At 62.2% G+C, this 21861-nt stretch carries 20 protein-coding genes and 1 pseudogene; 6 read left to right on the top strand and 15 right to left on the bottom strand.

What is annotated here, in order from left to right; genetic code table 11:
• Nucleotides 1–149 precede the first annotated feature (149 nt).
• The 7 genes from H7E91_RS05525 to H7E91_RS05495 all read right to left on the bottom strand — a co-directional run bounded on the left by H7E91_RS05525 (nucleotide 150) and on the right by H7E91_RS05495 (nucleotide 6687).
• On the bottom strand, nucleotides 150–1391 hold the full coding sequence (locus H7E91_RS05525) for an argininosuccinate synthase (RefSeq protein WP_182354097.1): 1242 nt from the start codon (nucleotides 1389–1391) through the stop codon (nucleotides 150–152).
• Complete coding sequence (locus H7E91_RS05520) at nucleotides 1388–1900, bottom strand: arginine repressor (protein ID WP_182354096.1); 513 nt, start codon at nucleotides 1898–1900, stop codon at nucleotides 1388–1390. Before H7E91_RS05520 ends, H7E91_RS05525 begins: the two co-directional genes overlap by 4 nt.
• A 1-nt stretch (nucleotide 1901) precedes the next feature.
• Complete coding sequence (locus H7E91_RS05515; RefSeq protein ID WP_182354095.1) at nucleotides 1902–3029, bottom strand: acetylornithine transaminase; 1128 nt, start codon at nucleotides 3027–3029, stop codon at nucleotides 1902–1904.
• Entirely contained in the window at nucleotides 3026–3922 is an 897-nt protein-coding gene (gene argB / locus H7E91_RS05510) for an acetylglutamate kinase (RefSeq protein ID WP_182354094.1), read from the bottom strand. The genes H7E91_RS05515 and argB overlap by 4 nt, the downstream gene beginning before the upstream one ends.
• Complete coding sequence (gene argJ / locus H7E91_RS05505) at nucleotides 3919–5073, bottom strand: bifunctional glutamate N-acetyltransferase/amino-acid acetyltransferase ArgJ (RefSeq protein ID WP_182354093.1); 1155 nt, start codon at nucleotides 5071–5073, stop codon at nucleotides 3919–3921. The genes argB and argJ overlap by 4 nt, the downstream gene beginning before the upstream one ends.
• Complete coding sequence (gene argC, locus H7E91_RS05500; protein ID WP_182354092.1) at nucleotides 5070–6110, bottom strand: N-acetyl-gamma-glutamyl-phosphate reductase; 1041 nt, start codon at nucleotides 6108–6110, stop codon at nucleotides 5070–5072. The genes argJ and argC overlap by 4 nt, the downstream gene beginning before the upstream one ends.
• A 121-nt stretch (nucleotides 6111–6231) precedes the next feature.
• A complete protein-coding gene (locus H7E91_RS05495) occupies nucleotides 6232–6687 on the bottom strand; it encodes a carboxymuconolactone decarboxylase family protein (protein ID WP_182354091.1) in 456 nt (151 codons plus the stop codon).
• Between the two features lie 55 nt (nucleotides 6688–6742).
• On the opposite strand from H7E91_RS05495, the gene H7E91_RS05490 reads away from it, so the two are divergent.
• The 3 genes from H7E91_RS05490 (at nucleotide 6743) to H7E91_RS05480 (ending at nucleotide 9777) form a co-directional block, all read left to right on the top strand.
• Complete coding sequence (locus tag H7E91_RS05490; protein ID WP_182354090.1) at nucleotides 6743–7696, top strand: quinone oxidoreductase family protein; 954 nt, start codon at nucleotides 6743–6745, stop codon at nucleotides 7694–7696.
• Between the two features lie 168 nt (nucleotides 7697–7864).
• Entirely contained in the window at nucleotides 7865–9220 is a 1356-nt protein-coding gene (locus H7E91_RS05485) for a hemolysin family protein (protein WP_182354089.1), read from the top strand.
• The gene (locus H7E91_RS05480) at nucleotides 9217–9777 is read left to right on the top strand and encodes a YbaK/EbsC family protein (protein WP_338401744.1); all 561 of its coding nucleotides are present in this window, start codon (nucleotides 9217–9219) and stop codon (nucleotides 9775–9777) included. Before H7E91_RS05485 ends, H7E91_RS05480 begins: the two co-directional genes overlap by 4 nt.
• 20 nt (nucleotides 9778–9797) lie before the next feature.
• Here the strand turns inward: H7E91_RS05480 and H7E91_RS05475 are convergent, their stop codons facing one another.
• The 5 genes from H7E91_RS05475 to pheS are packed head-to-tail and all read right to left on the bottom strand — an operon-like array spanning nucleotide 9798 to nucleotide 16073.
• On the bottom strand, nucleotides 9798–10559 hold the full coding sequence (locus H7E91_RS05475; protein WP_182354088.1) for an SDR family NAD(P)-dependent oxidoreductase: 762 nt from the start codon (nucleotides 10557–10559) through the stop codon (nucleotides 9798–9800).
• Nucleotides 10556–11710 (bottom strand): glutamate--cysteine ligase, encoded by a 1155-nt coding sequence (locus H7E91_RS05470; RefSeq protein WP_182354087.1) that lies wholly within the window; start codon nucleotides 11708–11710, stop codon nucleotides 10556–10558. The genes H7E91_RS05475 and H7E91_RS05470 overlap by 4 nt, the downstream gene beginning before the upstream one ends.
• A gap of 3 nt (nucleotides 11711–11713) precedes the next feature.
• Nucleotides 11714–12433: a glutamine amidotransferase-related protein gene (locus tag H7E91_RS05465; protein WP_182354086.1), complete on the bottom strand. Its 720-nt coding sequence runs from the start codon at nucleotides 12431–12433 to the stop codon at nucleotides 11714–11716.
• Nucleotides 12430–14988 (bottom strand): phenylalanine--tRNA ligase subunit beta, encoded by a 2559-nt coding sequence (gene pheT / locus H7E91_RS05460; RefSeq protein WP_182354085.1) that lies wholly within the window; start codon nucleotides 14986–14988, stop codon nucleotides 12430–12432. The genes H7E91_RS05465 and pheT overlap by 4 nt, the downstream gene beginning before the upstream one ends.
• Nucleotides 14989–14990: 2 nt before the next feature.
• The gene (gene pheS / locus H7E91_RS05455; protein ID WP_182354084.1) at nucleotides 14991–16073 is read right to left on the bottom strand and encodes a phenylalanine--tRNA ligase subunit alpha; all 1083 of its coding nucleotides are present in this window, start codon (nucleotides 16071–16073) and stop codon (nucleotides 14991–14993) included.
• Nucleotides 16074–16364: 291 nt separating this feature from the next.
• On the opposite strand from pheS, the gene H7E91_RS05450 reads away from it, so the two are divergent.
• The 3 genes from H7E91_RS05450 (at nucleotide 16365) to H7E91_RS05440 (ending at nucleotide 17393) form a co-directional block, all read left to right on the top strand.
• Nucleotides 16365–16571, top strand: coding sequence for a CsbD family protein (locus H7E91_RS05450; protein WP_182354083.1), 207 nt, complete (start codon nucleotides 16365–16367; stop codon nucleotides 16569–16571).
• Between the two features lie 202 nt (nucleotides 16572–16773).
• On the top strand, nucleotides 16774–16959 hold the full coding sequence (locus H7E91_RS05445) for a hypothetical protein (RefSeq protein WP_182354082.1): 186 nt from the start codon (nucleotides 16774–16776) through the stop codon (nucleotides 16957–16959).
• Between the two features lie 113 nt (nucleotides 16960–17072).
• A complete protein-coding gene (locus H7E91_RS05440; RefSeq protein ID WP_182354081.1) occupies nucleotides 17073–17393 on the top strand; it encodes a hypothetical protein in 321 nt (106 codons plus the stop codon).
• A gap of 72 nt (nucleotides 17394–17465) precedes the next feature.
• On the opposite strand, the gene H7E91_RS05435 is transcribed toward H7E91_RS05440, so the two are convergent.
• The 3 genes and pseudogenes from H7E91_RS05435 to iolB form a co-directional block, all read right to left on the bottom strand.
• Complete coding sequence (locus tag H7E91_RS05435) at nucleotides 17466–18959, bottom strand: CoA-acylating methylmalonate-semialdehyde dehydrogenase (RefSeq protein WP_182354080.1); 1494 nt, start codon at nucleotides 18957–18959, stop codon at nucleotides 17466–17468.
• Between the two features lie 94 nt (nucleotides 18960–19053).
• The gene (gene iolD / locus H7E91_RS05430) at nucleotides 19054–20934 is read right to left on the bottom strand and encodes a 3D-(3,5/4)-trihydroxycyclohexane-1,2-dione acylhydrolase (decyclizing) (protein ID WP_182354079.1); all 1881 of its coding nucleotides are present in this window, start codon (nucleotides 20932–20934) and stop codon (nucleotides 19054–19056) included.
• A 1-nt stretch (nucleotide 20935) separates the two neighbouring features.
• Nucleotides 20936–21826, bottom strand: a pseudogene (gene iolB, locus H7E91_RS05425) (5-deoxy-glucuronate isomerase).
• Between the last annotated feature and the right edge of the window lie 35 nt (nucleotides 21827–21861).

The following is a 21861-nucleotide window of genomic DNA, read 5'->3' as shown; positions in this document are numbered from 1 at the left end:
CCAGCGTAAAGTCTCACATCTCCGGCGTCCACCGCTTCGATTGCATACCCGCTGGCAGAAACCTCGGCAGGACCGAATCCGATCAGGGTGTCGAATGCCCTCCGACGCGAAAGGGCGGCGGTCCGAAGACCGCCGCCCCATAGAACACATCAGCTGAGGACTGTCTCGCCCATCGCTTCGCCGTTGCCGAAGGTGACGTCGCGGGCCGCTGCAAGTTTCGCGGGAAGCCCGGTGAGCTCAATGAATCCGCGCGCCGACGACTGGTCAAACGTGTCGCCAGCATCGTACGTCGCGAGGTTGAAATCATACAGTGACGTTTCTGAGCGGCGTCCCGTCACGGTGGCGCGGCCGCCGTGCAGTGTCATCCGGATGTCACCGGACACGTAGCGCTGGGTGTCCTGGATAAACGCATCGAGAGACTGCTTGAGAGGCGAGAACCACTGACCTTCGTACACAAGGTTCGTCCACTGGTCCGACACGGTCCTCTTGAAGCGGGCTTGGTCGCGGTCGAGAGTGATGTCCTCGAGCTGGCGGTGGGCCTCGATGAGTGTCATCGCCCCCGGCGCCTCATAAATCTCACGGGACTTGATGCCAACCATGCGATCTTCGACGATATCGATGCGGCCGATTCCCTGAGCTCCGGCGCGCTGATTCAGTTGCTGGATCGCCTGCAGAGGCGTGACCTGCGCACCGTCAATCGCGACGGGGATGCCCGCCTCGAACGTGATGATGACTTCGTCTGGAAGCGGCGGGTAGGTCGGGTCGTCAGTGTAGGAGTACACATCCTTTGTCGGCGCGTTCCAGATGTCCTCAAGGAAGCCGGTCTCAATGGCCCTGCCCCACACATTCTGGTCGATCGAAAATGGGTTGCTCTTCGTCGTCTCGATCGGCAGGTTGTGCTTGTTCGCGTACTCGATCGCGAAGTCGCGAGTCAGCGCGAGGTCGCGTACAGGAGCGAGACACTGGAGATTCGGACCGAGAGACGTGATGCCAACCTCGAAACGGACCTGGTCGTTGCCCTTGCCCGTACATCCGTGAGCCACGGTCGTCGCGCCGAACTGACGGGCAGCGGTGACGAGATGCTTGACAATGATCGGTCTCGAGATGGCCGACACCAGCGGGTACGCATCCATGTACAGGCCATTCGCGGCAAGCGCTGGCATGCAGTAATCTTCCGCGAACTCGTCGCGAGCATCGGCGATGTAGGCTTCCACAGCTCCGCAGTCGAGCGCGCGCTGGCGGATGACCTCGAGGTCCTCGCCGCCCTGCCCAACGTCCACGGACACGGTCACCACTTCGGCGCCGGTCTGCTCACCAATCCATCCGATCGCGACGGAGGTGTCCAGCCCACCGGAGTAGGCAAGGACAACCCGATCCTTATGTTCGCTCATGCGTTTTTCTCTTTCTCTGGTGACCGCTGTTCGGCCAGATGTAGAAGGTACGTAGCAAGTGATGTCGCCCGATCTCCGGAATCGGTGACGAGGAGGACAGTATCGTCGCCCGCAACGCAGCCGAGGACGCCCTCGAGCACGGCACGGTCGACTGAGGATGCGAGGATCTGCGCAGCACCCGGTGGTGTCCGCAGCACGACCTGGTTGAACGCGACCCTCGCGGTGAGGAGGAAGTCCCGGCAATACCGCTCGAGATAGTCGCGGGCGGCCACGGTCGCGTCTGGCACTTCATCGGGATTGGGCAGAACGTAGGCCTGCCGGCCACTGCTGAAGCGGACCTTCGTCGCCCTGAGATCGTCAAGGTCGCGTGACAGCGTCGCCTGGGTGACGACGATGCCGCGCTCAGCGAGCTCAACCCGAAGCGCTTCCTGTGAGGCGATGTGGGCGGTATTGATTATCTCCGCGATCACTGCGTGACGGGCGGCCCGAGTGGTCGGCGTCGTCTTCACGTCATCCCCTCAGGTCACGCAGAGTATCGATGAAGGGCTCGAGATCTGCCTGGGTGATGATGAGCGGTGGGGCCAGCCGTAGCGTGTCGTCGCCCGTTGCGTTGACGATGAAGCCGCGCTCCCTCATTTCGCCAACCAGTCGCGGTGCGTCGTTGACGGTGACGCCAAGGAGCAGGCCTGCGCCCCGGACGGGGAAACCCGCTACTTCGAGGGCTGATGTCAGCCATGCGCCGGTCTGTTGGACGTGATCGAGGAGGCCCTCGACCCTGCCGATGACAGCAAGCGACGCCGCGGCGACAATCGGATTGCCACCGAACGTGCTGCCGTGGCTTCCCGGCGTGAATAGGCCGGCAGCCGGGCCGGTTGCGATGATCGCGCCGACCGGCATGCCTCCCCCAAGCCCCTTCGCGAGCGTGACAACGTCGGCCTGGATGTGCTCCGTGTGCGCGAACCAGCGACCCGTCCGACCCATACCAGTTTGGATTTCGTCAGCGACAAGGAGGGCACCGATGCGGTCCGCGGTCTGCCGAGCGGCGATGAGAAACTCGGGGCTGAGGGGGACAACACCGCGCTCGCCCTGAATCGGCTCAATGAAGATCGCGGCGACATCGTCTCCAAGCGTTTCGAGAGCCTCAACATCGGTACTGATGAACGCGCACCCCGGAATCTGGCCGAAAGGCTCGCGGATCGCTGGCTTGTGGGTGATCGACAGGGAGCCGAGGGTCCGGCCGTGGAATCCGCCCTCCAGGGCGATGATCCGCCCTCCCGGCTTGTGGAGCATGGCGAGCTTCATCGCACCCTCGTTCGCCTCCGCGCCGGAGTTCGCAAGGAATACCTTGCCTGCCCGGCCGCCCTCGGTGATGAGAAGCTCGACAAGCTTCGTGGCGAGGTTGATCTGAGGCTCCGTCGTGAAGAAGTTCGACACGTGGGCGAGTTTGGCAGCCTGGTCCGCGATCGCTTTCATCATCGCCGGGTCGGCGTAGCCAAGCGCATTGACTGCGATACCAGCGAGGAGGTCGAGATGCTTCTTCCCATCCGTATCCCATACGTATGCGCCCTTGCCGTGATCTAGGACGAGCGACGGCGTACCGAAAGCATTCTGGTACACCTGCTGGTAGGTCTCAATCATTCGTTCCCCTTCGTGACGAGGGTGCCGACACCGGCATCCGTGAAGATCTCAAGAAGCATGGAATGGGCCATGCGGCCATCGATAATATGGGCGGCGCCAACTCCCGCATCGATGGCGTAAAGTGCGGCCTCCATTTTCGGCTTCATTCCCGCATCGAGCGATGGAAGGAGCTCACGAACCTGAGCATCCGTCACCGTTGCGGCGAGGGAGTCCTTGTTCGGCCAGTCAAGGTACAGTCCTTCGACATCGGTCAACATGAGAAGCTTCCGAGCGCCGAGTGCTCCGGCGATCGCAGCCGCGGCGGTGTCCGCGTTGACGTTAAGGATCCCGTCGCCTTCAACGTCAACTGCGATCGTCGACACGACGGGGATGCGGTCAGCATCGAGGAGTTCGAGGATGCCGGCCGGGTTGACGTGGTGGACGTCGCCAACCTGGCCGAGATCAACCTCCGCACCGTCTATAAGGGCAGTGCGCTTTACCGCGGTGAGAAGTCCCGCGTCTTCACCGGACATGCCGACCGCATAGGGCGCATCCCTGTTAATGAGGGAGACGAGCTCGCGCTGCACCTGACCTGTGAGAACCATCCGGACGATATCCATCGCCTCTGGAGTCGTGACCCGCAGTCCACCTCGGAACTCCGACTCGATGCTCAATCTGCCGAGCATCGCGTTGATCTGCGGGCCGCCACCGTGGACGATGACGGGGCGCAGCCCGACGTGATGGAAGAACATGACGTCGTGGACGAACGCCTGCTTAAGCTCGTCATTGACCATGGCGTTGCCGCCATATTTGATGACCATGGTTTGGCCGGAGAACTCCCTAATCCAGGGCAACGCCTGAACGAGAACCTCTGCCTTTTCCTGTGCCGCCTGTAGCCTGTCGAGAATGCTCATGTCGTGTACGCCGAATTCTCCGTGACGTAGTCATACGTCAGGTCGTTGGTCCAAATCTGTGCCGACTCCGCCCCGGAGCCGAGCTGAAGCTCGATGGTGACGTCCCGGTTGGCCGCCATATCGACCTCGTCGCGCCTGCCGGTGTCGATACCGTTTTCTGCAACAATCACACCGTTGATGATGACGGCAAGATCCGCCGGGTCGAACGGCGCGACCGTTTCCGGCACCGTTCCAGCCGCGGAGATGATCCTGCCCCAGTTCGGGTCATTGCCGAAGATCGCACACTTAAAAAGGTTCGACTGGGCGATGGCGCGGGCAACCGCCAGGGCACCAGCCTCCGTCGCTGACTTCGTCACGCGTAGGTTGATAACGTGACTCGCACCTTCGCCGTCCGCCACGATTTGTCGGGCGAGGTCATCACACACAGACGTCAGGCCCTGCTGGAATTGCGCCGGGTCAGGTGAGATTCCGCTTGCGCCACTGGAGAGGAGGAGGACCGTGTCGTTTGTCGACATGCACCCGTCAACGTCGATTCGATTGAATGTGAGATCGACTGCCGCCGAGAGCGCATCCTGTGCGAAGGCCGGGTCGATGACGGCGTCGGTCGTGATGACGCACAGCATCGTCGCCATGCCAGGCGCAATCATGCCAGCACCCTTTGCCATGCCACCGATCCGAAAATCTGCAGTGAATTGCGATTCCTTCTGCGACGTATCAGTCGTCATGATCGCCTCTGCAGCGGCAGGACCGCCGTCCGAACTGAGGGCGGGAACTGCCTTCTCCACACCCGACATGAGGGGGGCGGCTGACAGCGCCGTGCCAATGACTCCTGTCGAGCAAACTGCCACATCGCGGATTGGGATGCCGAGGCTGTCGGCGACTGTCTGCGCTGTCGCTTCCGTCACGGCCATGCCACCCGGAGTCGCAACGTTCGCGTTGCCGGAATTGAGGACAACGGCCTGAATGATGCCGTCCGCTATCGCGCTCTTTGTCCACGTCACCGGCCACGCAACGATTCGGTTTGTTGTAAATACCCCAGCTGCGGTGTGTTCTGGTCCGTCATTGACGACGAGAGCAAGGTCGGGCTTGCCGGATTCCTTCAAACCGGCTGTGACACCAGCCGCCCGGAATCCGAGGGGATGCGTAATCATGGAGCGACTCCGATGCTCGATAGGCCGGTCTCCTCGGGAATGCCGAGGGAGAGATTTAAGGCTTGGATGGCGGCGCCCGCCGTGCCCTTCACGAGGTTGTCGAGCGTGCAGACCGCCGTGAGGCGCTGCCCGTCACGGTCAAGGACAGCGTGCACGAGGGCGCTATTGGAGCCCGTCGTGACGGCGGTGTTCGGAGGAGTCGCGGACCAGCGGACGAACGGCTCACCGTCGTATGCGGAGCGGTAGGCGTCTGTGACGTCGCTCGGGGTCGTCCCGGGCGCGACGGGCATCGACACCGTCGCAATGATGCCGCGGACGACCGGCGCGAGGACCGGGGTGAACGACAGGCCGCTCAGGGTTCCGCCCGCCAGTCGGAGATTCTGGGTGATCTCGGGAATGTGGCGATGGGTGCCGCCAACCGCGTACGGGTTGAGATTTCCGATGCCCTCGGATGCAAGCAGGTGTGTCTTTAGCGCCTTACCCGCCCCGGAATAGCCGACTGCCAACACGGCGACGATGTCCTCTCCGGTGGCAATACCGGCCCTTATCGCTGGCTGTGCAGCGAACGTTACCGCCGACGCGTTGCAACCCGGTGCGGCGATGACCTTCGCATCGGCAAGAATTTCTCGCTGGGTTTGACCGGTACGAAGCAGCTCCGGCATGGCATAGGCCCACGGTTCGGACCAGCCCTCGCCATAAAATGCCTCCCAGTCGCCCCTATTCTCCAGGCGATGGTCAGCCCCGAGGTCGACCATGCGCACGTCGGGGTTGATTGCGAGGATCTCTGCGGTGAGCTGACCTGACGCGCCATGTGGCAGACCAAGGACGACAACATCCGAATCGGCAAGCAGTTCGGGCTCGAGTCCGACGAGTTCACGGCTGGCAAGCGGCGCCAGGTGCGGTTGATGGGAACCAAGCGGTCCCCTCGACGAATGGGCGGCCAGCGCCCCGATCTCGAGCTCCGGGTGGGCAAGGAGAAGCCGGAGAGCCTCTCCCCCCGCGTATCCGCTGGCTCCTGCTACAGCTACTGTGACCATGCGAATAACTATACGCCCGCGTGTATCGAAACTGGAAGCTTTGTTCTGTTAGCCCGGTTACACCCTATCGGCCTTCCTCAGCGGGGACCGAGGGTTGCCACAATGTGGGACCTCGTGTCGCTCAACGCACGGGGTGACCGGAGATGACGGAGATACGGTTGAAGGCGTTGATAGCAGTCGCCACCCAAGCGGCGGCCGACAGCTGTTCCGGGGTGAGGACGGACGCCGCCTCGTCGTAGCGTTGACCGGCGTCACGAGGCTGGGGCAGGTCGGTGACGAGTTCGGCAATCTCAAGGACGGCGCGCTCCTCCGGCGTGAAGATTTCGGTATCGCGCCAGGACGGGATGACAGCAATCTTGACCGAGTCGAGACCGGCTCGAACCAACTGCGGAACATGAATCTTGAGGCAGGCGGGGCACGTGTTCATCTGGGAGCAACGGACGTTGATGAGCTCGACCAAGTCTCGGCCCAGGCCGGCCTCCTCGGCGGCCTTCGTCGTCGCCTTGGCGAAGCTGAGCGCGGACCGGTAGACAGCCGAATGCTCCTTGTCGATGTAGAGGCGGCGCGTTGATTCCATGGTTCTCTCCCCCGTACGAGCTTTTCCACCTAGTCTAGGTCCAAGGAGGCGAACGATGTTTGCGATACAGGCGAAGGCAGCAGGTGGCCCCGAGGCTCTCGAGTGGGTGGAGGTCCCTGATCCCGTTCCAGGCCCAGGTGAGCTCCTCATCGATGTCGACTACGCGGGACTCAACTTCATCGACACGTACGAACGTAGCGGAGTATATGACGTCGATTATCCGTTCATTCCCGGCCGAGAGGGCTCGGGTCGAGTCATCGGCCGGGGCGATGGCGTCGAAGGCTGGTGGGATGGGACGCGGGTAGCGTGGGGCAACGGCGCTGCCTCGTACGCACAGAAGGTCGTCATTCCCGCGTCGGCCGCCATGTACGTTCCTGACGACGTCGATATGGATATCGCGGCTGCACTGCCACTTCAAGGAATGACCGCGCACTATCTCATTCGTTCTGTCTTCCCGGTCGGCTCGGGGACGAAGATTCTCCTCACGGGCGCGGCTGGCGGCGTCGGACGGCTCGCTGCCCAACTCGCGACACATCGCGGAGCGACGACGGTCGGCACGGTTGGCTCGGCTGACAAACTCGCCTTCTCGCTGGCAACACACACGATCGTCGCCGACGACTGGGCCAGCGTTCCGGAGCAGGTCGAGAAACTCGTCGGCAAGGTCGACGTTGTCTACGACGGGATTGGCAAGGACTCCTTCGACCATACGATCACCTGCCTGCGCCCGCGCGGACTCATGTGTCTCTTCGGCGGAGCATCGGGCCAGGTCCCGCCCTTCGATCTGCAGCGTCTCAATAAGCTCGGCAGCCTCTTCGTCACCCGCCCTACGCTCGCCGACCACCTCGGTGCTGAGCAGGAGTGGCGCTGGGGCGAACTCATGGGACATGTGTCGACCGGACGCCTCGATGTCCTTATCGGCAAAATCCTGCCCCTATCGGAGGCGGCTACCGGCCATGCTCACATTGAGTCCGCAACCTCCGTCGGTAAGACTCTGTTCAAAGTGGACTAGGCGGTCCCCTGTCGGGCAACGTCACCGAGCATCGTGCGTGCAGTTCGCGTTCCTGACGGTGCGGGGCGGTGCCGTTACTATGGTGGTCGTGGATAAACCCCCGAATTCGGAATCTGACAGTTCTACCGCCAGGCCCAGCTTCATCCTGCCGAGCGCGGAGGTCGTGTCATGAGCGACCTCCTGCTCGACATCGCGATGGTGTTCATCTTCGTCATCATCGGCGGCATCTTCGCCGCATCGGAAATGGCTCTGGTCTCGCTTCGAGAGAGTCAGCTACGGCGCATGGAGCGCGAATCGAAGGCTGGCGCTAAGGTCGCCGAACTAGCGCGAGACTCCGGCACGTTTCTGTCGGCTGTCCAGATCGGCGTGACATTCGCTGGTTTCTTCTCGTCAGCCTTCGGCGCATCAACGCTCGCGCCCCAGCTCGTCCCCGTCCTGGAGGATCTTGGCGTCGCAACCGGCGCGGCGTCGGGAATCGCTCTCGTCGTTCTCACCATCCTTATCTCCTACCTCTCGCTCGTGCTCGGAGAGCTTGTCCCGAAGCGAATCGCCCTGTCGCGGAACGAAAGAACCTCGAAAGTTCTCGGCCCACCACTGGCGAAGTTCGCCGTGCTTCTCAAGCCGGTCATCTGGATCATCGACTCGTCCTCTCGAGCGGTCCTGCGCCTCGCGGGTATCAACCCTGACGAGGACGGCTCGGCGATGAGCGATGAAGAGGTGCGCGATATCGTCGTCAGCCACGAGGGGTTCGACCCGTCCGAACGGGACATGGTTGAGGACATCTTCCAGGCATCCAACACACTCCTGCGCGAGGTCATGAAGCACCGGCGCGACGTCGTCGCGATCCGGGACGATGCGACCGTCGGAGAGGCCCTGGCCGTCGTCCGTGACCATCCATATTCCCGCTACCCCGTCTACCACGAGGAGATCGACGACGTCGCGGGCTTTGTTCACATCCGCGACCTGTATGAAGCGCGGCATGCAACATCGGAGGACGATCCGATCGAGCCGCTCATTCGCGAAATCCTCATGGTCCCGGGCACGTCGACAATCATGCCCGTCATGAACCACATGAGGTCATCCGGTCATCACATCGGCGTTGTTGTCGACGAATACGGCGGCACCGACGGTCTCGTCACTCTTGAAGACATCATCGAAGAGCTTGTTGGTGAGATCTGGGATGAGTACGACTACGAGCAGTATCGCGAGGAGATGAAGCTACACGAGTCGAAGATGTTCGATGGGCAGACGTCGCTCGAGGACTTCGCGGATCGTTCCGGCATTGCCCTGCCCGACGGTCCCTACGAGACCATCGCAGGTTGGATGCTGTCGCACATGGGAAGACTGGCACGCGAGGGAGACATCGTCCCCATCAACCCCGAATTCACTACGGACGACGAGGACGACGGCCTTCATGTCCGCTACGAGCTCGAGGTCGCGGCCGTCGAACACAACCGCATCACCGCCATCCAGCTTCGCAAGACAACGGTGCCCCACGAAGGCGAGGAGGAGGTGGCTCCGTGACGCCGACGTGGACGCCCGCGCTCGAGAATACCCACCTGGTCGCTCCGAGCGTGGCTGCCTCGATCATGGCGTTTGGCGCCCACAACCCCGATATCGCGAGCCGAATCCTCGTCTCCGAGATCGACCCAGCCCACGCCGATACAGAGGTGCTGACCCGCGAATGGGGCACGGCCCTTTTTGACTCGGTCAACTGCGTCCTTGTCGCTGGCCGACGTCACGGTGTCGAGAGGTTAGCGGCCTGCTGCGTGCGCGCAACCACCCGCGCGAATGTTAATCACACGATTAAGCGACGTCTTGACGTCCGCAAATGCTCATTCCTGCACATGGAAGCCGCAGTTGAACGAACCGGCATGGAGTATGGCGCAATCACGCCGCTGGGGCTCGATAGCTCGTGGCCCGTATGGCTCGACCCGCTCGTCCTCGGTGGCCCCGCCATTATCGGATCCGGGCTACGCACGTCGAAAATCAGATTGCCAGGCACTGTCCTCGCGCTGTTTCCCGGTGTCGAGGTCGTCGAGCACCTCGCCATCGAACCAGCACCCAGCGTCCGCCACTGACGGCGGGCGTACCGCTACTGTCAGGCGCCCCAGGGTGTGAGACGCAGCCTGCGCTCCCCCGAGCCAACTCCACGTGCGGCCCGCGCCCGAAGCTCGTCGAGGGTGTCCACGCCTGCACGGATGTGGGTTCCCGCCAGCCCGTCGAGCTCACCGTCGGCTATCGCCGCGATGATACCTGCGACTTCCGATGGGTCAGTCCACTCGCTGCGCCCATCATGCATCCTCATCGACAGCGTCATATCGGTTTGGACGACACCGGGAGCCACTTCAAAAACCTTGAGACCCCTGTCGTGGCCAGCTTCGTGGAACGAGCCGCCAAGCCTCATCAGGGCTGTCTTCGACACCCAGTAGTCAGCGGAGTCGGCGCGGTCCGTGACAGCCGCACCCGAAGACAGGTCGACGATAAACCCGCCCCGGTCGAGCATGGACCGGGCAGCTGCCGAGGAAAGGATGAATGGGGCGAGGACGTTCGTTTTCAGCGTCGCATCGAACTCCTCTGGAGTGATGTCCCACGGTAGGCGTTCTGTGCCTGACACACCCGCATTGTTGACGAGCATGTCGAGATCCGGTAACTCCGAGGCAAGCCGGAGGGCCTCGGAAGGCTGAGACAGATCAGCTGCATGGCGAACGATGTCAGCGCCTGTCGCGCGGCACAGTTCCTCGGTCTCGGCGAGCGCCTCGATGGAGCGTGCATGGACGTGGATTTCCCTGCCCGGCCTCGCGATTGCGTGAGCTATGGCGCGGCCGATGCCACGGGAAGCGCCAGTAACGAGAATCTTCATCGGGGTCCCTGCCTTTCGAGAACGGTAGCGGCAGACGGGAGTGGCTTCTCGGCCTTCATCTCCGCCCTCATGTGTTCGACGACCGCATCGAGCGAGCCGCCATGTCGCTTTGCGACCTCCGTGAACCGCTGATAGGCGGCACCGATCTCGAGGATGTCGGTGATTCCGGCAAGGTCGTCGAGGCAGCCAAGCTTCTCTGCGGTCGGTTCGAGGGCAACGAGCATGTCCTTGACCGTGTCGGAGATATGCTCCTCGTTGCCGTGCCGGTCGACGATGAGTATCGCGTCCATCCCATAGCGGGCTGCACGCCACTTGTTTTCATCAACAAACCAGTCAGGAAGCGTCGGTAGTTCCCGGCCCTCGTCAAGCTCGGCTGCGAAATGGTCAACGAGGCAGTGGATGAGAGCGGCAATCGCCCGCAACTCATGTAGGTTCGTGTTCGCATCGGCAACGCGGGTCTCGATCGTCCCCCAGCCGGGCGAGGGGCGGATGTCCCAGCGGACCTCATTGAAGTTCTCAATAACGCCGGTCTTCTTCAGGTCGGCCGCGTAGCGCTCGAGCTCATGCCATTCATCGAACTGCCGGGGTGTGCCAGCCGTCGGCAACTGCTGGAACACCATCGCCCGGTTCGACGCATACTGCGTATGTTCACCCGCCCAGTATGGCGACGAGGATGACAGTGCCTGGATGTGGAACGCCCGGGTCAGCATCGCTCGGACGATGGGGAGAACTTTGTCGCGTCGGTCAAGACCGACGTGAACATGGGTGCCGAAGAGCAACATTTGCCTGCCCCAATACTGTGTGCGGTTGACGAGCTCCTCGTACCGCGCAGAGTCGGTGACCCGCTGGTACGCGGGATCGGCAAATGGATGGGAGCCCGCTGTCGCGATGTCAATTCGAAGCGGCTCGGTCACCTTCCGCAGCGCATCCGCGCCGCAGATGAGATCATCGATGCAACCATTGACCGACGTGTGGACACCAGAGGTGATCTCGATCGTATTGAGCAACATTTCGGCGTGGATGAAGTCGTTGTCTTTCAGCTGCTCCATGACGAAGCCGGCAGCCTGGCGCAGGTCGTTAGAGTCCTTGTCGATGAGCTGCAATTCCCATTCGATGCCGACGGTGGACTGGGCAGACGTGGCGAAATCCATGGGTCAACTCCGATACAGCTCGATGAAGGTCCGAAGAATACTGTCCTCAGTGTAGGCACTCATGCATTCCGTCAGTACATCCTCGTAGTCGTGCGGGTCGAAATACGTCCCGCCGTACAATCCGATTCGAAAACGCGCCCCCTCGCGGCTAATTTCAGGGTGGAACTGCGTGCCGTACACGTTGGTGCCAAACTTTCCCATCTGAACCGGCGCCGTCTCGGACGTGACAAGAACGCTCATCGACTCGGGTATGCGGCCGACGGCTTCAGCGTGCCCAACATAGCCTCGAAAGGTCGGCCACAGCCCCGCGAGTAGCGGATCGTCACGACCCGCTTCCGTCACCGAGAGGATCGGGGCACTGATCCTCTCCGCATGGTCTCTCGTCAGGCTACCGCCTGCACGTAAAGCGAGGACCTGAAGCCCATAGCACAAGCCGAGAGTGGGAATATCGCGTTCGAGGATCTCGTCGCACAGGTCAGCGAGCTTCTCCTCGGTCGTAACCTGAGCCGGAGTCTTCGCCTCGTCGGCCGTCATGAGATTGTAAGGAGAGCCGGAGATGATGACTCCGCTGAAGTCATCGAGGCGCGGCAGCGGGCCTGACAGGTCGAGCCGACAACTGACAAGGTCATCGGCGTCGATCCGTCCTCGATCGAGAACCTCGTGCCGCTCCATGTCAGCAATTTCTCCCATGGGGCGGCACACGAGGAACAGGAAACTCTTCACTCGCGAAGAGATGCGCCGACCACCTTCCGAGCGCGCTTGACGATTCTTGCGCGGACTGCGGCTGTCTCCTCGGCGGTCAGCGTGTGGTCGGCACGGAACTGCAACGCGAAGGCAAGAGACTTTGTCCCGTCCGGCAACTGTTCGCCCGCATAAACATCGAACAACCAGGTGTCCTCAAGGAGCTCGCCAGCTGCAGAGCGGATGATCGCCTCGACCTCGGCGGCCGTGACAGAGTCAGCGACGACGAGCGCGATGTCCTCTTTGGCCGCAGGATGTGTACGCACGGGTTTGACAGAGATCGGCTCAACGCCGCGAACCGCACTCATCGCGTCCGTATCAACCTCGAACGCGATCGAGCGCGCGGGAATCTCGACTGCTGTACAGACGGCGGGCGCAAGTTCGCCAGCGTAACCGATGATCGTGCCGGCGGCCTCTATTCGCGCACACCTGCCGGGATGGAAGGGGGCACGCGAATCCGCGTGAACAGTGACAGACAGGCCGATGATCCTGCAGATCGAGCGGACGGCTTCGATAGCGTCGCGCCAGTCCCACACGACCGGCTCAAAGCCCGCCCTTGCGCCGAGGGTCCGCGGTACAGCAACCCCGGCAACGTGATGCGGCTGGTTTGGGATCGCTGCGTGAAGCGCGGCGATGACCTCATCGGAGGGCTTCACACCCCCTGGCGGAGCGGCGATAGGGGTGATGCCAGCCGGATGAGTGACAAGCCCAGCTTCGACAACTGCGGTGCCGGCATTCTGCCGTGCCACGTTGAGGGCTGCCGTGCGTAGCAAAGAATCAAGAATCGACGTCCTCATGAGCGGAACATCATCCTGGAGTGGATTGCGAAGGCGAAGGGCGGCTCTGCGCTCATCGTCGTCGGGAATCCCCTGATCGTCGTGGACTGAGGCGCTGACGAACGGATAGGACAGTGCCTCCGTCCACCCCATTTCCGCAAGGGTTCGCATGATGTCTCGCCGACGGCGTTGCACATCTGTCAGGCCCCGACCAGCTGGGGATGCGGGCAGGAGGGTCGCGATCTCGTCGTACCCAATGAGGCGAGCAATCTCCTCGACAAGGTGAGCAGGACCGACCAGGTCAGGGCGCCAGCTCGGGGGGGCGACGTCGAAGCTGTCAGAGACGCGGCATCCGATCTGGCGGAGAATACCGGCGGTTTCCTCACGCGAGGGGGTCAGTCCCGTCAGGCGGGTGACTTCGGCTGGGTCGAAGGCGATGGTCGGAAGAGGAGCGGTGTGATCGACGTCCGTCACGGCATCGGACGCCGCACCCCCGCCGTATTCCACGAGAAGGTCGACCACCCGCTGAGCCGCAACCGGCGCGATTTGAGTGTCCACCCCACGCTCGAAACGCTTCGACGCTTCGGACGGCAGGCGGTGGCGTCGCGCCGTCCGGGCAATGCTCGTCGAATCGAAGTGCGCGGCTTCGATGAGAACGTTGACAGTACTCTCGCTAATCTCGGTCGACGCCCCACCCATCACACCAGCGAGACCGAGAATCCTCTCGGCACCTGTATCGGTGATGAGAAGATCTTCGGGATGAAGTGTGCGCTCAACGTCATCAAGTGTTGTCAGCCGCTCCCCTGCGCGGGCACGGCGAACAACGATTGGAAGTTCCAGCGCGTCGAAGTCGTAGGCATGCAACGGCTGGCCGAGATCGAGCATGACGTAGTTTGTCACGTCGACCGCAAGGGAAATGGGCCGCATGCCCGCCTCGGTGAGACGGTCCCGCATCCATGCCGGACTCTGTGCGGACGGGTCGATGCCGCGGACAACGCGGGTGACGAACCGGTCACAACCCGCAGCGGCGTTAATCGGCGCTTCGTCCAACAGGACGACGTTCGGCTCATCACTGGGCTCGGGGATGGCACTTTCGAGGTTCTCCGGCAGGCCGGGATCGGTGAAGCGGGCGCCAGTCGAATGAGAATACTCGCGAGCCACTCCCCGCATTGAGAAGCAGTAGCCCCGATCAGGGGTCACGTTAATCTCAAGGGTCTCGCGACCAAGCCCGAGGTGGTGCATAACGTCCTCACCGACAGCGGGGAGCGCGGCAATTGCCGCTTCGTCACCGCTACGTGCAAGGACAATGATTCCGTCATGATCGGTCCCGAGACCGAGTTCCGCCATGGAGCAGATCATGCCGTCTGAAATGTGGCCGTACGTCTTGCGAGCAGAGATTGCAAAGCCACCAGGCAGAAGCGCTCCGGGCAACGAGACAACGACGTAGTCTCCCTCATCGAAGTTGTGTGCACCGCAGATGATGCCGCGCGACGGCACGTCGGACGGCTCCTTACCCTCGCCAGGTTCATCATTCAAATCGCCGACATCGACACGGCAATAGTTAATTGTCTTGCCGTTCTTCTGTTCCTCCTTGGAGATGGAGAGAACGCGGCCGACGACAATCGGACCTGTGATGTCACCGCGGTGGATCTCTTCCTCCTCGAGGCCGACCTTGACAAGGTCGGCGGCGAGCTCATCAGCGGTCAGCCCTTCCGGGGTGTCGACGTGGTCGGAGAGCCAATCGATGGGAATGAGAGGCATTGTCAGATGCTCCTTCCGTTGGTCGAGAACTGTGCTGAGAACCGAACGTCGCCCTCAACCATGTCGCGCATGTCGGCGATTCCGTGGCGGAGCATGAGCGCACGTTCAATTCCCATTCCAAACGCGAAGCCCGTATAAACGTCGGGGTCAATGCCGGCTGACGTGAGGACGTTGGGGTTGACCATGCCGCAGCCGCCCCACTCAATCCAACCCGCCCCGCCCTTCTTCTGCGGGAACCAGATGTCGAGCTCGGCACTCGGCTCCGTGAACGGGAAGAACGAGGGCCGTAACCGCGCCTTCGCGTCCGGGCCGAACAGCGCCTTCGCGAAATGGTCGAGCGTGCCCTTGAGATGAGCCATCGTCAGCCCTTTGTCGACGGCAAGACCTTCGATCTGATGGAAGACGGGCGTGTGTGTCGCATCGAGCGCGTCGGTGCGGAACGTCTTACCGGGAACAGCAATGTAGAGAGGGACGCCGCGTGCCAGCAGTTCGTGAGCCTGGACGGGCGAGGTGTGAGTGCGCAACACGAGACCCGGCTGGCGGTCGATCTCGCCATCCTGCTCAATACCATCGACGTAGAACGTGTCCTGCATCTGCCGCGCCGGATGGTCTGGCCCGAAATTCAGCGCATCAAAGTTGAACCACTCGTGTTCGACCTCCGGGCCTTCGGCGATGTCCCATCCCATGGAGATGAAGAAGTCGCTGACGTCCTCGAGCAGAACCGACAGCGGGTGGCGTGCGCCGAGCGGGGTCCTGCGGGTGGGTACAGTCACGTCGACCGTTTCCTCGACAAGCACCCGGCGTGCCGCCTCCTCCTCGAGGCGTGCCGTTGCTTCGGCGAGGGCCTCCTGGAGCGCCCGACGTGCTCCTCCCATGATCTTTCCGGCAACCGGCTTCTCAGCCTTGTCGAGCTGCTTGATCATTTGGTTGGCGGACGTGATGGGAGCATGGTCGCCGCTGTGCGCAAGCCGTGCCGCCTTCAGCTCATCGAAGGTTGTCGACGCCGCAAAAGCGGCACGTGCCGCCTCGACTGCTACCGCTACTCCTGCTTCGTCGCGCGGGTCGAGCCCCGGTGCCTCAGACATGTGTGCCTTTCTCTCAACGTCACTCGACATCCTAACGCGACCCCACCATCGGTTCCGCATCCACCCGTTACCCGGACCTCTCCGTCGGTGTCGACACACATCGACGAGGCCGCACCCATGTCTTATGAGAACGCACGCCGCTGACAAATGCGGGCGCTGAACTGGGTCAAAGCACCAGAATCGCTGGGAAACTGCTGGTAGGAGGCTTTCCTGGGAGCTGAAAAACTATGCTCTCGAGCGCGATCCACAGCACACTAGTCACGTACCGTTCCCAGAACAAAGGAGAATGTCATGAGTGCTGACGATAAGGCCGAGAACCAGTTTGAGGACCTTGGCGGTAAGGCCAAGGAAGGCGCTGGCAAAGTAACCGGAGACGAACAGCTTGAGCGCGAGGGCAAGGGCGACCAGCTTAGCGCGAAGGCAAAGAAGGTCGGAGAATCGGCCAAGGACTTTGCACAGGAGGCCAAGGACAAGGCAAAGGACATGTTCAACAAGTAGTACCGCATGTCGTCGGAGGGCGGGGGCCACATCGGCCTCCGCCCTCTCTGCGTCCATGAGCCAATGGGCAGTACCGAGCGATACCTCGGACGCGCCCCTCGACGAGAGAGTCTCGCGTGCGGTTCACTGGTCGGAAGGCGGTTCCTCTCCCGGTGCTACAGTCACCTGTGTGAGCGTTCCCCATCGCTGAAAGGACGCAGCCATGTCAGGACATGAGTATCGCCCGGTCGACTCGCCCGTTCACGTGCGGCCTGTGTTTCGCTTCTTTTTCATCGTCATCGCCGTTGCCCTCGTGGGCGTAGCGCTCTCGGCTCCGGCCGTCACCATCGCCGCGAGTCTCACACTCGCCACAGTCATCCCCGCGCTCGGCTACGCGATGATCGCCTGAGATCGTCAGTGCGCGCACGTCTCCTCCCGTTGGAACGCGGAGGTTCTTCTCCTGGCAGGGGCCTGCAAGGCGATGACCTGCGTGGGACGAACGTTCCCGGCTAGCCTTCAATCATGATCATCACACAGGCTTCATGGTCCGAAGCGAACAATCTCCCCGGCGTCGCTTTCTCCGTTCTCAACTCGGGTCAGTTCGTGGCCAACCACGTGTTCGTCGACGTCGTGAAGCTGAAGAAGGGGTCCTCGCTTCCACTTTCTCTCCGAGGCCGGCACCGCCGACTGTATGTCGTGTCCGGTCACGGCAGGGTCACGGGAGCTGATGGCGTCGAGCATCCTATCGGGCCAGACATCCTCGTCGAATGGGACCGCGATGAAACCCAGTCGGCGGTAGCGGACAGCGGCATCGTTGCCGTCATGGTCGAAGAACACAGCTGATTCCGCGCACGCTACTGCAGGTCGACAAGGTTATCTCGTGGTAGACCTCCGGATTCCTACCTTTTCCGCGAGTCACTCGTCGCGGCGGAATGACATCGTTGCGCCGTGTGCTCCTGCATCGGGCCAACGCGTCGTGATGACCTTCGCCCGCGTGTAGAAGCTGACTCCTTCCGGGCCGTGGATGTGGCGATCCCCAAGCAGGGACTCCTTCCAACCTCCGAACGAATAGTAGGCGACAGGCGTTGGGATCGGAACGTTGACACCAACCATTCCCGCTTCAACCTCGAGGGTGAATCTGCGTGCCATACCCCCGTCGTTCGTGAAGATCGCCGCTCCATTGCCGAACGGTGACGCGTTGACGAGATCGATGGCATCCTCGTACGTGTCTACCTCGAGGACGGTGAGAACCGGGCCGAAAACTTCCTGGTGGTAGAGAGTACTGTCGGTCGACACGCCCGTCACGATTGTTGGCCCCAGGAAGTGGCCACCTTCCCTCCCCTCGACAACGAGACCTCGACCGTCAAGAACGACGCGAGCGCCGTCGCGCTCCGCCTCATCGACGAGCGCGATGATGCGCTGACGTGCCGTCGCTGAGATGACTGGGCCCATGTCGACCCCTTCATCCATGCCATCGCCAACGCGGATCTTCTTCGCGTGGTGCGCTATGCGATCGACAAGTTCGTTGCCGATGCCGCCGACGGTGACGACGATGGGTAGTGCCATGCATCGCTCCCCTGCCGCTCCGAAAGCCGCTGCGGAGATGTGGGTCGCTGCGAACTCGAGGTCAGCATCGGGCAGAACGATCGCGTGGTTGTTGGCTCCTCCGAGAGCCTGCACCCGCTTGCCGTGGGCGGTGGCAGTGTCTCTAACAATGTGGGCAACCGGAGTTGAGCCGACGAACGAGATCGCGTCGATTCCCGGATGAGTGAGGATATGGGCGACGATGTCACGTTCACCTGAGACAACGTTGAAGACACCGTCCGGTAGCCCGGCCTCCCTATAGAGCCGGGCGATAATGAGCGAAGCAGAGGGGGTCTGGGCAGCTGGCTTGAGGATGAAGGAGTTGCCCGTCATGATCGCGAGAGGATGCATCCACATCGGCACCATGACAGGGAAGTTGAACGGGCAGATCCCCGCGACAACGCCAAGGGGCTGGCGGATCGAGTGGACGTCGATGCCGGCCGAGACATCAAAAGAATAATCGCCCCTGAGGGTGGAACCGATTCCACACGCGAAATCGAGTGTCTCCCGGCCTCTCTGGATCTCGCCGACCGCGTCAGAATAGTCCTTTCCGTGCTCCGTGACGATCGCCCTCGCAAGCTCGTCCTCGTGAGCAAGCACGAGCTCTCTCATGGTGAACATCATGGCTGTGCGCTTTGCGAGCGGCGTTCGTGCCCACTCTTTTTGTGCCTCGGCCGCAACTCGAACCGCGTCGTCCAGGTCTGCGGGCGACGCCTCCAGTAGCTCTGCGATGACATCGCCGGTCGCTGGATTCTCGACGGGGATCCTGCCTGCCGGGTCACCATAGAAGGGCTGGCCGCCGACCCACTGCTCAATCGTTCTCATATGAACTCCTCCGCTCCGCTAGGTGTCGAGGCGGACCTTGCGCTCCGATCTGTGCGGACGCGACATCGTGCGTGCCCAATGATCCAGCCTCGTCTCAATACCATCGCTGCTCGCGCTTAGCGGCCTCGTATGCCGTGTACGCGGACGTCGTCGACTCGATGCGAGACACCTGGGAGACCGGGACGTCCCACCACGAACTACTCGGCGGATTGGGACCATCCGGGCTCGTCTCGATGTAAATCATCATCGCCCGCGGCGCCGCCTGAGCGGAACGGAAGGCATCCTTGAATTCGTCGATCGTCGTGACCTTGAGCACGGTGAGTCCCCACGATTCAGCGTTCTTCGCAATATCGACCGGGACGAACTCTCCATCGCCCGTGTGCGAGCCGCCCCCCATTCGGTATCGCGTGCCGAAGCGTTGCGAACCCACGGCCGCCGACAACCCGCCGATAGAGGCGAATCCGTGATTTTGCAGGAGGACGATAATGACCTTGAGCCGCTCCTGGACAATGGTGGCAAGCTCCATCGGGAGCATCTGATACGTGCCGTCACCGACGATGGCGACAACCTCGGATTCGGGGAGCGCCATCTTCACTCCCATCGCCGCCGGAATCTCGTACCCCATAGCTGAGAATGCGTATTCAACGTGATACTGATCGGGCGTACGCGCCCGCCAGAGAGCCTGAAGATCCCCGGGCATGGAGCCAGCCGCATTAATGAGGACGTCCTTATCACCCATCATGTCGTTCAGTGCCCCGAACACCTCGGTTTGGGCGGGCACGGGGTGATGTCGAGTCTTGTAGCACGCGTCGGTCACCTTCGCCCACGCCACGCGCTCCTCCGCGATCTTCTTCGCGTACTCATCGGAAACATGCCAGTCCGCGAGCGCATTGGCGAGCGCCGTCAGCGCTTCTCGAGCATCTGCCACCATCATCTCCGCCCCATTCTTCACGGCGTCGAAGGGCTTGATGTTGATGTTGAGGAACTGAACCGTCGGGTTTTTGAACTGGGAGCGGGATGCGGTCGTGAAGTCAGAGTAGCGGGTTCCGATGCCGATAATGAGATCGGCATCCTCCGCGAGGTGATTGGCTGACGCGGCGCCGGTCGATCCGACTCCGCCAACAGACTGGGGGCTGTCGAAGTTCATCGCGCCCTTGCCCGCATGGGTGTCCGCGACCGGCACTCCGGTCGCGGTTGCGAAGGCGCGGAGAGCTTCGGAGGCATCGGAGTAGGTGACGCCGCCGCCAGCGATGACAAGCGGCCTCTTCGCTGCTCTTATGAGGGTGAGGGCGCGGTCGAGAGCCGCTACGTCCGGTGGGGTTCGGCGTACGTGCCACACACGCTCTGCAAATGCGGAGGCGGGGAAGTCGTAGGCCTCAGCCTGAACATCCTGCGGCATGGCGATGGTGACGGCGCCGGTGTCAGCCGGATCAGTTAAGGCCCTCATCGCCTGCATGAGGGAGGGCACGAGTTGCTCGGGCCGGTTGATCCTGTCGAAGAAGACGGAGACGGGTCGGAAGGCGTCGTTGACCGACGTGTCAAGCGTCTGGGAGTTCTCGACCTGTTGCAGGACCGGGTCGGGAATGCGGGTGGCGAACTGGTCGGAAGGAAGAAGGAGCACGGGCAACCGGTTTGTCGTGGCGACTGCGGCGCCGGTCACCATGTTGAGCGCGCCGGGCCCGATGGAGGAGGTGCACACCATCGTCTGGAGTCTGTTTTTCGCCTTCGCGTAGGAGGTAGCCGCGTGAACCATCCCCTGTTCGTTGCGCGGCATGACGTACGGAATCGACCCGCCATCCGGAATCGGGTCGATCTCGTTTTGGAGGAGGGCCTGCCCAATCCCGGCGACGTTTCCATGGCCGAAGATACCGAAGGCGCCAGCGAAGAACCGTTGAGTCACGCCATCTCTTTCGACGTGCTGGTTGACGAGGAAGCGAATCGTCGCCTGCGCGACTGTGAGCCGAACAGTCTCCATGTCAGTTCTCCTCGTTGAGGGCAGTAAACGGCACGCGGGGGTCAATATCGTCCCCTTCCCACGCCTGCCGTTGCCACGTGTGGTGGGGATCGTCGGTCATGAGCCACCTCGCATCTTCCGCGGGTCCGCCCATGACATTGAGGTAATACATGTCGTGGCCGGGGGCAGCTACGGATGGGCCGTGATAACCCCAGGGGACGAGCACCGTATCGCCCGAGCGGACCTCGGCGCAGACGTCGATATCCTTCCCTGATGAGTAGACGCGTTGGAGACCGAATCCGTCACGCGTGCTGTCGGGGCCGCCACCTCGGATGTCGAAGTGGTAAATTTCTTCAAGTTCCCGCTCGACGTCCGTGTGTTCATCGTGCTTATGCGGCGGGTAGGAAGACCAGTTGCCGCCGGGAGTCAGCACCTCGCACACGAGCAGACGGGATGTCTAGACCCGGTTTCCGAGCGCATAGTTGTTCACCTGACGGGTCATGATTCCGCGTCCGCGAATGCTGGTCGTCACCTCGGAGCGCGGGCAGAGCCGGACAGGCAGGTCCTTCCACGCTTTCGTCGCTGGCAGCGCAAACCGTCCGGCGCTCGTCGCCCTCAGCAGGAAGCTCGTCCCCCGCGGGACGTAGAGGTAGTCGGTGATGTCGGTGAAGACGGATTCGCGACCAGCAAGCTCATAGGTTGCACCGTCGATCGTGACATGTGCGGCACCGGACAGCGGCAGAACGAGAAGCTCTGTCTCCCCAGTCTCCACCTCGATCTCGTCGCCCGCCCCGAGCGCCGCGACCCGCAGCATGCAGTACTCCCAGCCGGCGCGGGCAGTGGTGATGACCGTGTCGTAGGGGCCCTCGGCCGTCTCGTTTGCCCTGATGACGTATGTGTCGTTGTCCTTCATGTTCTCTCCACATCCTCGGCATGATGTCTGCGCTA

The organism is Flaviflexus huanghaiensis (assembly GCF_014118685.1).
Taxonomy (GTDB): Bacteria; Actinomycetota; Actinomycetes; order Actinomycetales; family Actinomycetaceae; genus Flaviflexus; species Flaviflexus huanghaiensis.
This window is presented reverse-complemented; position numbering and strand designations above follow the sequence as displayed.